The 10,257-nt window shown below is 72.2% G+C and carries 10 protein-coding genes and 2 pseudogenes; 10 read left to right on the top strand and 2 right to left on the bottom strand.

The window, feature by feature from the left end; translation table 11 throughout:
* Positions 1-73 precede the first annotated feature (73 nt).
* From hisD to hisF, 8 genes and pseudogenes are all read left to right on the top strand, one after another.
* A pseudogene (hisD, locus tag AB0B89_RS31585) lies at positions 74-1,078 on the top strand (histidinol dehydrogenase); the annotation flags it as partial.
* 5 nt (positions 1,079-1,083) lie between these two features.
* Positions 1,084-2,235 carry a histidinol-phosphate transaminase gene (locus tag AB0B89_RS31580; RefSeq protein ID WP_358560092.1) on the top strand — a complete coding sequence of 384 codons (1,152 nt, stop codon included), beginning with the start codon at positions 1,084-1,086 and terminating at the stop codon, positions 2,233-2,235.
* The gene (gene hisB, locus AB0B89_RS31575) at positions 2,232-2,852 is read left to right on the top strand and encodes an imidazoleglycerol-phosphate dehydratase HisB (RefSeq protein WP_358560090.1); all 621 of its coding nucleotides are present in this window, start codon (positions 2,232-2,234) and stop codon (positions 2,850-2,852) included. The genes AB0B89_RS31580 and hisB overlap by 4 nt, the downstream gene beginning before the upstream one ends.
* Complete coding sequence (locus AB0B89_RS31570) at positions 2,849-3,004, top strand: hypothetical protein (RefSeq protein WP_358560088.1); 156 nt, start codon at positions 2,849-2,851, stop codon at positions 3,002-3,004. The genes hisB and AB0B89_RS31570 overlap by 4 nt, the downstream gene beginning before the upstream one ends.
* A 46-nt stretch (positions 3,005-3,050) precedes the next feature.
* A complete protein-coding gene (gene hisH / locus AB0B89_RS31565) occupies positions 3,051-3,692 on the top strand; it encodes an imidazole glycerol phosphate synthase subunit HisH (protein WP_358560086.1) in 642 nt (213 codons plus the stop codon).
* Positions 3,693-3,792: 100 nt separating this feature from the next.
* Complete coding sequence (locus AB0B89_RS31560; protein ID WP_358560084.1) at positions 3,793-4,131, top strand: hypothetical protein; 339 nt, start codon at positions 3,793-3,795, stop codon at positions 4,129-4,131.
* A 2-nt stretch (positions 4,132-4,133) separates the two neighbouring features.
* A complete protein-coding gene (priA, locus tag AB0B89_RS31555; protein ID WP_358560082.1) occupies positions 4,134-4,856 on the top strand; it encodes a bifunctional 1-(5-phosphoribosyl)-5-((5-phosphoribosylamino)methylideneamino)imidazole-4-carboxamide isomerase/phosphoribosylanthranilate isomerase PriA in 723 nt (240 codons plus the stop codon).
* A complete protein-coding gene (gene hisF, locus AB0B89_RS31550) occupies positions 4,853-5,623 on the top strand; it encodes an imidazole glycerol phosphate synthase subunit HisF (RefSeq protein ID WP_358560080.1) in 771 nt (256 codons plus the stop codon). The genes priA and hisF overlap by 4 nt, the downstream gene beginning before the upstream one ends.
* Positions 5,624-5,760: 137 nt before the next feature.
* On the opposite strand, the gene AB0B89_RS31545 is transcribed toward hisF, so the two are convergent.
* Both AB0B89_RS31545 and AB0B89_RS31540 read right to left on the bottom strand, forming a co-directional pair.
* Positions 5,761-5,922, bottom strand: coding sequence for a hypothetical protein (locus AB0B89_RS31545; RefSeq protein WP_358560078.1), 162 nt, complete (start codon positions 5,920-5,922; stop codon positions 5,761-5,763).
* Between the two features lie 329 nt (positions 5,923-6,251).
* Positions 6,252-6,887 carry a TIGR03085 family metal-binding protein gene (locus AB0B89_RS31540; protein ID WP_358560076.1) on the bottom strand — a complete coding sequence of 212 codons (636 nt, stop codon included), beginning with the start codon at positions 6,885-6,887 and terminating at the stop codon, positions 6,252-6,254.
* Positions 6,888-7,080: 193 nt separating this feature from the next.
* On the opposite strand from AB0B89_RS31540, the gene AB0B89_RS31535 reads away from it, so the two are divergent.
* Positions 7,081-8,871 (top strand): ABC transporter ATP-binding protein, encoded by a 1,791-nt coding sequence (locus AB0B89_RS31535; RefSeq protein WP_358560094.1) that lies wholly within the window; start codon positions 7,081-7,083, stop codon positions 8,869-8,871.
* Positions 8,868-10,160, top strand: a pseudogene (locus AB0B89_RS31530) (ABC transporter ATP-binding protein); the annotation flags it as partial. The gene AB0B89_RS31535 and the pseudogene AB0B89_RS31530, both read left to right, overlap by 4 nt.
* Positions 10,161-10,257 lie beyond the last annotated feature (97 nt).

The raw sequence follows: 10,257 nt of genomic DNA, 5'->3' as shown, positions 1-10,257 counted from the left end.
ATGCGGGCCGTGAACCAGGACGCGATCGAGGAGGCCCTCACGGTGATCGACGAGAGCCACGCGCAGCTCCTCAAGGACCGACACCACCACGAAGGTCGTCCCCGGCGGCACTGTCACCGAGCGGTGGGTGCCGGTCGACCGGGTCGGCCTCTACGTCCCCGGAGGGCGCGCGGTCTATCCGTCGAGCGTCGTGATGAACGTCGTGCCCGCCCAGGAGGCGGGGGTGGCGTCCCTGGCGGTCACCTCACCGCCGCAGGCCGACTTCGGCGGGCTGCCCCACCCGACCATCCTCGCGGCGTGCGCGCTGCTCGGCGTCGAGGAGGTGTACGCCGTCGGCGGCGCCCAGGCCGTGGCGATGTTCGCCTACGGCACCGAGGAGTGCGCCCCGGTCCGCATGGTCACCGGCCCCGGCAACATCTGGGTCGCCGCAGCCAAGCGCCTGCTCAAGGGGCGCATCGGCATCGACTCCGAGGCGGGCCCGACCGAGATCGCCGTCCTCGCCGACGACACCGCCGATCCCGCCCACGTCGCCGCCGACCTGATCAGCCAGGCCGAGCACGACGTGATCGCCGCCGCCGTGCTGGTCACCACCAGCGAGAAGCTCGCGGAGGCGGTCGAGAAGGAGCTTCCCGGGCAGGTCGCCGCCACGCGGCACGCGGGGCGCATCGCCGAGGCGCTGGCCGGGCCCCAGTCGGGCATCGTGCTGGTGTCCAGCCTCGACGACGGGCTCCGGGTCGTCGACGCCTACGCGGCCGAGCACCTGGAGATCCAGACGGCCGACCCCCACGAGGTCGCCGCCCGGGTCCGCAACGCCGGCGCGGTCTTCATCGGCCCGTACGCCCCGGTGTCCCTCGGCGACTACCTCGCCGGCTCCAACCACGTGCTGCCGACGGGCGGCTGCGCCTGCCATTCCTCGGGCCTTTCCGTGCAGACATTCCTGCGGGGCGTTCACGTGGTCGACTACACCCGTGAGGCCCTTGAGGAGGCCGCGCCGCACGTCTACGCGCTGTCGGAGGCCGAGGACCTGCCCGCGCACGGCGCCGCCGTCCGCGCGAGGTTCGGCGGGGGGTCCCGGTGACGTCCGTGAGCCCGCGAGGGGCCGTGAGCCTCGACGACCTGCCGATCCGCGACGACCTGCGCGGGCGGTCGCCGTACGGGGCGCCCCAGATCGACGTGCCGGTCCGGCTGAACACCAACGAGAACCCCTACCCGCCCTCTCCCGGCCTGGTCGCCGACCTGGCCGAGGCCGTGCGGCGTGACGCCTCGGAGCTGAACCGCTATCCCGACAGGGACGCCGTGGCCCTGCGCGAGGACCTGGCGGCCTACCTCGGCCACGGGCTCACGGCCGGCCAGGTGTGGGCCGCCAACGGCTCCAACGAGGTGCTCCAGCAGATCCTCCAGGCGTTCGGGGGCCACGGGAGGTCGGCGCTGGGCTTTGAGCCGTCGTACTCCATGCATCCGATCATCACGACCGGCGTCTCCACGCGGTGGATCGCCGGCTCCCGTGAGGACGACTTCGGCGTCGACCCGGGTAAGGCCGTGGCCGCGATCGAGGAGCACCGCCCCGACATCGTGTTCCTGACCAGCCCCAACAACCCCACGGGTACGGCCCTGCCGCTTCCGGTCATCGAGCGGGTGGTCGAGGCGGCGCCGGGCATGGTCGTGGTCGACGAGGCCTACTTCGAGTTCGCCCGCACCGGCACGCCGAGCGCGCTGAGCCTGCTTCCCGGCAACCCCCGGCTGATCGTCACCCGCACCATGTCCAAGGCGTTCGCCATGGCCGGCACGCGCCTCGGCTACCTGGCGGCCGACCCCGCCGTGATCGAGGCACTGCTTCTGGTGCGCCTGCCGTATCATCTGTCGACGCTGACCCAGGCCGCGGCCCGGGTGGCGGTCGCGCACCGCGACGAGCTGCTCGGCACCGTCGACCGGCTGCGCGCCGAGCGCGACGCCTGCGTGGGGTGGCTGCGGGAGCGGGGCCTGTCCGTGGCCGACTCCGACGCCAACTTCGTGCTGTTCGGCCGGTTCGCCGACCGCCACGCGGTCTGGGAGGCGCTGCTGGAGCGCGGAGTGCTGATCCGCGAGGTCGGCCCGCCCGAGTGGCTGCGCGTCTCCGTCGGCACGGCCGGCGAGATGGCCGCCTTCCGCGAGGCCATGACCGGTGTCCTGGCCGAGTCCCGAGTGATCCCCGCGCCCGGAAGGCCCGCGCGCGACGACCTGGAGGAAATCCTGTGACCAGTCCCGCCGTGGGCGAGCCGAGGCCGAGGACCGGCCGCGTCGAGCGTACGACCAAGGAGACCTCGGTGCTGGTGGAGGTCGACCTGGACGGCACCGGCAGGGTCGAGGTGTCCACCGGGGTCGGGTTCTTCGACCACATGCTGGCCCAGCTCGGCAAGCACGGCCTGTTCGACCTCACCGTGAAGACGAACGGCGACCTGCACATCGACTCCCACCACACGATCGAGGACACCGCCCTCGCGCTGGGGGCCGCCTTCCGCGAGGCCCTGGGCGACAAGTCGGGCATCCGTAGGTTCGGGAACGCGTCCTGCCCGCTGGACGAGTCGCTGGCCGAGGTGACGGTCGACCTGTCCGGGCGCCCCTACCTGGTGCACTCCGAGCCCGAGGGCATGGCCCCGATGATCGGCCCCGAGTACGACACCACCCTCACCCGGCACATCCTGGAGTCCTTCGTCGCGCAGGCCGCGATCTGCCTGCACGTGCGCGTGCCGTACGGGCGCAACGCCCACCACATCGTCGAGGCGCAGTTCAAGGCCCTCGCCCGCGCGCTGCGCGAGGCCACCGAGCGCGACCCGCGCGCCACGGGCGTGCCCAGCACCAAGGGCGTCCTATGAGCTCGAACTGGACCGCGGTCGCCATGGTCTTCATCGGGCTCTTCATGCTCGGCGGCATCTACTCGTTCCTCAAGCAGGGGCTGAAGATCGGCGCCGTCGTCCTCGGAGTCGGCGCCGTGCTCGCGATCACCGCGGGGGTGCTCTGGTGGTGAGCGCCGCCTTCTCCGGCTTTGAAACGCGCACCCTGGGGGTGAGGTCATGACCAAGGTCGTCGTCCTCGACTACGGCTCCGGCAACCTGCGGTCGGCCGAACGGGCGCTCGCCCGCGTCGGCGCCGACGTCACGGTGACCGCCGACTTCGACGCGGCGCTTTCGGCCGACGGGCTCGTCGTCCCCGGGGTCGGAGCCTTCAAGTCCTGCATGACCGGGCTGAAGGCCGTGCGCGGTGAGCAGGTCATCGGCCGCCGCCTCGCCGGCGGGCGTCCCGTGCTCGGCATCTGCGTCGGCATGCAGATCCTGTTCGCCGAGGGGGCCGAGTACACCGAGGAGGGCCATGAGCGCGACGAGGGCTGCGGCGAGTGGCCCGGCGTCGTCGAGCGGCTCGACGCGCCGATCCTTCCGCACATGGGGTGGAACACCGTCCAGGCGCCCGAGGGGTCGGTGCTGTTCGCCGGGCTCGACGACGCCACGCGGTTCTACTTCGTCCACTCGTTCGGCGTGCGCAAGTTCGAGCTTGAGGCCGGCCCCGGCTTCGCCCAGCCGCTGGTCACCTGGGCCGAGCACGGCGTTCCGTTCGTCGCGGCGGTGGAGAACGGCCCGCTCATGGCGACCCAGTTCCACCCCGAGAAGTCCGGCGACGCGGGCGCGGCGCTGCTGACGAACTGGCTGGGCACGCTGTGAGCCCCCGCAGGACGGCCCGCCGCGCCGTGGTCTTATCCGGGCGGGTCCGGCACGCCCCGGCCCGGCACGCCGTTACCCGTCTTGCCGGCTAGGGGTCCGCGTGAGCAAGGAGCGCGCGCGCCGGCGCGCCGAGCGTGAGGCCGAGCAGGCGCGTCAGGCCGCCACGCGCGCCAGGCGCGAGGAGCGCAGGGCCAGGTGGCGAAGGCTGCGCGGCAGGCTGGCCTCGGTGGTGCCGAAGCCGATCCGGGTCGCGCGCCCGGGCGGCCTGATCGCCAGGCGACGGCGGGCGCAGAACTCCGTCGTCGCCGTCCTGTTCGTGCTCGTGCAGGCGGCCTCCTGGCTGCTGCTGAGCGGGTGGGCCGCCCGGGTGGGCGTCCTTGTGTTGTCCCTTCTGCTCTTTCCGGTGCTCGTCACCGTCATATTCGACCGGAGGTCGTAACAATGTCGCTGGTTCTGTTGCCCGCAGTGGACGTCGCCGATGGCCAGGCCGTGCGCCTCGTCCAGGGTGAGGCGGGTACGGAGACCTCGTACGGCGACCCGCTCGCCGCGGCTCTCGCGTGGCAGCAGGCGGGTGCCGAGTGGGTCCATCTGGTCGACCTGGACGCCGCCTTCGGCAGGGGCTCCAACCGTGAGCTGCTGGACTCGGTGGTGGGCGCGCTGGACGTCCACGTCGAGCTGTCGGGCGGCATCCGTGACGACGCGTCCCTTGCGGCGGCCCTGGCCACGGGGTGCAGGCGGGTCAACATCGGCACCGCCGCCCTTGAGGACCCCGCCTGGTGCTCGAAGATCATCGCCGAGCACGGCGACCGCATCGCGGTCGGCCTCGACGTGCGGGGCACCACGCTCGCCGCCCGTGGCTGGACCAAGGAGGGCGGCGACCTGTGGGAGGTGCTCGACCGGCTGGAGTCCGACGGCTGCCCCCGGTACGTCCTCACCGACGTCACCAAGGACGGCACGCTGCGCGGGCCGAACCTCGACCTGCTCCGCCAGGTGTGCTCCCGTACCGACAAGCCCGTGATCGCCAGCGGGGGCGTCTCCTCTCTCGACGACCTGCGCGCGCTGTCCACGCTGGTCCCGCACGGGGTCGAGGGCGCCATCGTCGGCAAGGCCCTGTACGCGCAGGCGTTCACGCTGGAGGAGGCTCTCGCGGCGGTGAGGGCATGACCGTCGCGGTACGCGTGATCCCCTGCCTGGACGTCGACGCCGGGCGGGTGGTCAAGGGCGTCAACTTCGAGAACCTGAGGGACGCCGGCGACCCCGTCGAGCTGGCCCGGCGCTACGACGCCGAGGGCGCCGACGAGCTGACGTTCCTCGACATCACCGCGTCCTCCGGTGACCGCGAGACGATGTTCGACGTGGTCCGCCGCACGGCCGAGCAGGTGTTCATCCCGCTGACCGTCGGCGGGGGAGTGCGGTCGGCCGACGACGTCAACCGCCTGCTCCGCGCGGGCGCGGACAAGGTGTCGCTGAACACCGCCGCCATCACGCGCCCGGAGCTGCTGACCGAGGCGTCCCGCCGGTTCGGGGCGCAGTGCGTGGTGCTGTCGGTCGACGCGCGGCGCGTCGTGGACGGCCCGCCGACCCCCTCGGGCTTCGAGGTGACGACGCACGGAGGGCGCAGGGGCACGGGCATCGACGCCGTCGAGTGGGCGCGCCGGGGTCAGGAGCTGGGCGTGGGCGAGATCCTGCTGAACTCGATGGACGGCGACGGCACGAAGGGCGGGTACGACCTCGCGATGATCCGGGCCGTGCGCGAGGCCGTGACCGTGCCGGTCATCGCGAGCGGAGGGGCGGGCGCGCTCGACGACTTCCCTCCGGCCGTGGACGCGGGAGCCGACGCGGTGCTCGCCGCCAGCGTCTTCCACTTCGGCCAGCTCAAGATCTCCGACGTCAAGGACACGCTGCGCAGGGCCGGGCATCCCGTCAGATAGGCGCCGCCGGGGTCGCGGCGGTGGGGCCGCCGCCGCGACAGCGGTGCCGTCAGCCGGCACGTGACCCACCGCGCCCCGACCAGCGCCACCAGTGAGGAAGCGCCGTCAGTGGCAGCGTCGTCAGTGGGACAGCGTCGTCAGTGGAGCAGCTTGGAGAAGAACATGGCGAGTTGCCCCGCGCCCGAGCTGATCCCGGTGAACATGCCCTTGACCGCGGTCGCCGCCTCGGCCGGCCGTGAGTACATGTAGAAGACCGTGAAGGCGATGACGAGGTACAGCAGTACCTTCTTGGTCTTCATCGGATGGCCTCTCCCGTGGTTCCAGTGACGTGGTCCTACCCGAAGCGCGGAGTGGCCGATCTCCGGAATCGGTCACGTGGTGCCCCCGTGCCGATCATGGTCAGGGCATGGATGTCCCATCCGCTATGCAACGGATGTCCGTAATACCCGTCACACGCGCCACAACGGACACGGGACCGAGGGGGTTCCACGCCGCGCGGACGCGTGTCCCTCCGCGCGGGGCCTGGACGCCGTCCCCGCGGGCAACGGCGTGGCGATGACCAAGCGGCGCGCCCGTCACTCGGACGCGCCCGTCCCACTGAGAACGGCGCGCGGGCACGCCGCCGGGATCAGAGGCCCAGCTTGGCGCCGCGCAGCCGCTCGATCGAGACCTCGTCGCCCTCGTAGGTCACCCGGGCGTGGTCCTGGCGGCCGAAGCAGAACAGCAGGAGCTCGGCCGGCTCGCCGGTCACGATCACGTGCGGCTCGGCCTTCTTGCCCCCGGCCTTCCGCCCGTCGGCACCGCGCAGCACCACGCCGACCGGCGACCGGCGGAGCATCAGCCGCGCGCCTCCCGCCACCCTCTTCCAGATGGCCTCCACCAGGTCGGCGGGCAGCTCGCGCGGTTCCCAGCCGGGCTGGGCCCGCCGGACGTCCTCGTGGTGGACGAGGAACTCCAGCGTGTTGACCACCGCGTCGAGGCCGGGCACCAGGCCGTACGGCGACCACCGCGGCGGGCCCTGGCGCACGTCGTCGACCAGTTCGCGGTAGGGCTTGCCGGTCTTGACCTTGTTCTGCACGGACGCGGTGTAGCCCGCCAGATGCTTGATGGCGATGCCGCCGACGGCGTCCGGCCGGCGCTCGCGGAGGACGAGGTGGGCGGCGAGGTCGGCGGTCGTCCACCCCTCGCACAGCGTCGGGGCGTCGGGGCCCAGACGGTCGAGAAGGTCACTCAGTGCTTCGCGCTCGGCGCGTGCGTGCGTCACCCTGATCACCTTACAAGGGGGGCCCTGGGGCCGATCGTCCGCCATAGGGGTGGGAATAAACGGCTTGCGCCGGATGATAGGGATTGAGGCAGACGTTCCCCCGTCCAGCAGAACAGACCGGCCCTCACCAGGCATGGCCCCCGTCGAGAGGATCCCCCGCGTGCCGAGCGAGAGCCAGCACGGTCCCACCGTCATGCGTCAGGGACTGCGTGTCGTCGGGCACGCCATCCGTACCGAGCCCCGGATCTTCACCGGCGCGGTCCTGGCGAGTTCGGTCTACGGGATCATGACCGTCGGCTCCTCGTGGGCGCTGGGCTGGGCCACCGAGAACGCCGTCCTGCCCGCCTTCCGCGACGGGCGCGCGACCACCGGAACGCTCGTGACCGCGGTCCTGCTGATCGTCGGCGTCGCGGTGCTCAAGGCGGCGGGCGTGATCGGCCGCAGGGTGCTCGCGGGCATCATGCAGTACCGCATGCAGGCCCGGTCGCGCCGCGAGGTCACCCGGCAGTACCTGCGGCTGCCCCTCGCCTGGCACCACCGCCACCCGACCGGTCAGCTGCTGTCGAACGCCAGCTCCGACGCCGAGGCGGCCTGGGCTCCGCTCGCCCCGCTCCCGATGGCCGTCGGCGTGGTGGTGATGCTGGTCACCGCCGCCGTCGCGATCGTGCTCGTGGACCCGATGCTCGCCCTCGTCGGTTTCCTGATATTTCCGGCCATCGCGGTGCTGAACCTCGTCTACCAGCGCCGGCTGTCCCCCCTCGCCATGCGCGCGCAGCAGCTCCGCGCCGAGGTCAGCGAGATCGCGCACGAGAGCTTCGACGGGGCGCTGGTCGTCAAGACCCTCGGCAGGGAGGACGCCGAGGCCGTCCGCTTCCAGGCCAAGGCGGACGAGCTCCGCGACGCCAACATCGCCGTGGGCCGCATCCGCGGCCTGTTCGACCCGTTGCTGGAGGCGCTCCCGACGCTGGGGGTGCTCGCGGTGCTGCTGTTCGGCTCCATCCGGCTCGCCGCGGGGGACGTCTCGCCGGGCGACCTGATCCAGGTGTCCTACCTGTTCACGCTGCTGGCGTTCCCGATACGCGCGCTCGGCTGGGTGCTCGCCGAGATGCCGCGCAGCGTCGTCGGCTGGACGCGGGTGCAGGACGTGCTGAACGCGTCCGGCTCGATGGAGTACGGCCCGGCCCGCCTGGACGCGGGCGGCCCCGCCCGGCTGGAGGTGCGCGGCCTCGCCTACGGCTACTCGGCGGACGCGCCCGTGCTGTCCGGGGTCGACTTCCAGGTCAGGCCCGGCCGCACCGTCGCGATCGTCGGCCCCACCGGCTCGGGCAAGTCCACGCTGACCCAGCTCCTCGTCCGCCTGATCGACCCCGACCGGGGCCAGGTGCTCCTCGACGGCGTCGACCTGCGCGAGGTCGCGAAGGGCGAGGTGAGCACGGCCGCCTCCCTGGTCCCGCAGCAGACCTTCCTGTTCGACGACACCGTGCGCGGCAACCTGACCCTCGGGACCGGCGGAGGTGAGCCCGTACCGGACGAGAGGATCTGGGCGGCGTTGCGCCTCGCCCAGGCGGAGGGGTTCGTGAGCGCCCTGCCGAACAACCTGGACACGCGGGTCGGCGAGCGCGGCGCGACGCTGTCGGGCGGGCAGCGGCAGCGGCTGGCGCTGGCCAGGGCGCTGGTCAGGACCCCTCGCCTGCTCATCCTGGACGACGCCACCTCCAGCGTGGACGCGCAGGTGGAGAGCCGGATCCTTTCCGGCCTGCGGGAGGGCTCGCCGGACTCCACGGTGATCGTCGTCGCCTACCGGATGGCGACGATCGCGCTGGCGGACGAGGTCGTCTACCTCGAGCACGGCCGGGTCGCCGACCGGGGCCCGCACGACGTGCTGCTCGCCCGGTGCGAGGGCTACCGCAACCTCGTCACCGCCTACGAACGTGCCGAATCCGAGCGCGCGGCGCTCGACGCCGACGAGGGGATCGTGGCATGACGTCGCGGGTCGAAGAACGTGCCATGACGACGTCGCTGAGCGTGGAGGGGCGCTCGGCTCTCGGGACGTTGCGGCGTGGCCTCGCGCTGTCGCCGGAGTTCCGCGTCGGCCTCCCGGTGACGCTGGTGCTGGCGGTGCTCGCGACGCTCGGCAAGGTGATCGTCCCCATCGCTGTTCAGCAGGTCATCGACCGTGGGCTGAAGGATGCGACGCCGGATGTCGCGTTCATCAGGGACGCCGTCATCCTGTGCGCCGTCGCGGTGACGCTGACCGCGCTGTGCGGCTACCTCATGAACGTCCGTCTCTACCGCTCCACCGAGTCGGGGCTCGCCTCCCTGCGCGGCAAGGGATTCCGGCACGTCCACGACTTGTCGGTGCTCACGCAGAACACCGAGCGGCGCGGCGCGCTGGTCTCCCGGGTCACCAGCGACGTGGACCAGATCAGCACGTTCATGCAGTGGGGTGGCCTGATGGTCATCATCTCGATGGGTCAGCTACTCATCGCGAGCGTGCTGATGGCGATCTACTCCTGGCAGCTCGCGCTGGTCGTGTGGGGCTGCTTCCTGCCGCTGGTCATCGTGCTGCCGAGGTTCCAGCGCTGGGTGGCCCGTGCCTACACCCACGTGCGCGAGCGCACCGGCGACATGCTGGCCGCGGTCAGCGAGTCCGTGGTCGGCAGCGCGGTGATCCGCGCGTACGGCTCGGAGGAGCGCACCGCGCGGCGCATCGACGAGGCCGTCGACGCCCAGCGCAACGCGCAGACCCGCGCCCAGAAGATCGTCGCGTTCACCTTCCCGATCACCGAGCTGGTGGGGGCGGTGGCGGTCGCCGGGGTGGTGCTGCTGGGGGTCGAGCTCGGCATCGGCGGCACGATCTCCGCCGGGCGCCTGGTCGCGTTCCTGTTCCTCATCACGCTGTTCATCAGCCCCCTGCAGACCGCGACCGAGGTGCTCAACGACGCCCAGAACGCCGTGGCCGGGTGGCGGCGGGTGCTCGGCGTGCTGGACACGCCGGCGGACGTGGCCGACCCGGTGCGCGGGGTGAGCCTGCCGCGCGGCTCCATCACGGTCTCGTTCCAGGACGTGGGCTTCGCCTACCCGGACGGGCCGCCCGTCCTGCACGAGGTCTCGGTGGACATCGCGCCGAGGACCCGGGTCGCGGTCGTCGGCGAGACCGGTTCGGGCAAGACGACCTTCGCCAAGCTGCTCACCCGCCTCATGGACCCGACCTCGGGGCGTGTTCTGGTCGACGGCGTGGACCTGCGCAAGGTGCGGTTCTCCTCGCTGCGGGAGCCCGCCAGCACGACCAGCGGGACGCCGGCCGCCTGGTAGTTCACCGAGGCGTCGTAGATCGCTACGACCGGGCCTCCGTCCTTGGTGAAGTCGC

The sequence above is a fragment of the Sphaerisporangium sp. NPDC049002 genome, assembly GCF_040649355.1.
In the GTDB taxonomy this organism is placed as follows: domain Bacteria; phylum Actinomycetota; class Actinomycetes; order Streptosporangiales; family Streptosporangiaceae; genus Sphaerisporangium.
The sequence above is the reverse complement of the archived record's forward strand: the minus strand, read 5'-3'. Positions and strand labels throughout refer to the sequence as shown.

Bases quoted from the DNA above. Each gene is read 5' to 3' on its own strand.
- hisF (WP_358560080.1), top strand. From the start codon at position 4,853: ATGACCGTCGCGGTACGCGTGATCCCCTGCCTGGACGTCGACGCCGGG.
- priA (WP_358560082.1), top strand. From the start codon at position 4,134: ATGTCGCTGGTTCTGTTGCCCGCAGTGGACGTCGCCGATGGCCAGGCC.
- AB0B89_RS31570 (WP_358560088.1), top strand. From the start codon at position 2,849: ATGAGCTCGAACTGGACCGCGGTCGCCATGGTCTTCATCGGGCTCTTC.
- hisH (WP_358560086.1), top strand. From the start codon at position 3,051: ATGACCAAGGTCGTCGTCCTCGACTACGGCTCCGGCAACCTGCGGTCG.
- AB0B89_RS31535 (WP_358560094.1), top strand. From the start codon at position 7,081: ATGCGTCAGGGACTGCGTGTCGTCGGGCACGCCATCCGTACCGAGCCC.
- AB0B89_RS31545 (WP_358560078.1), bottom strand. From the start codon at position 5,922: ATGAAGACCAAGAAGGTACTGCTGTACCTCGTCATCGCCTTCACGGTC.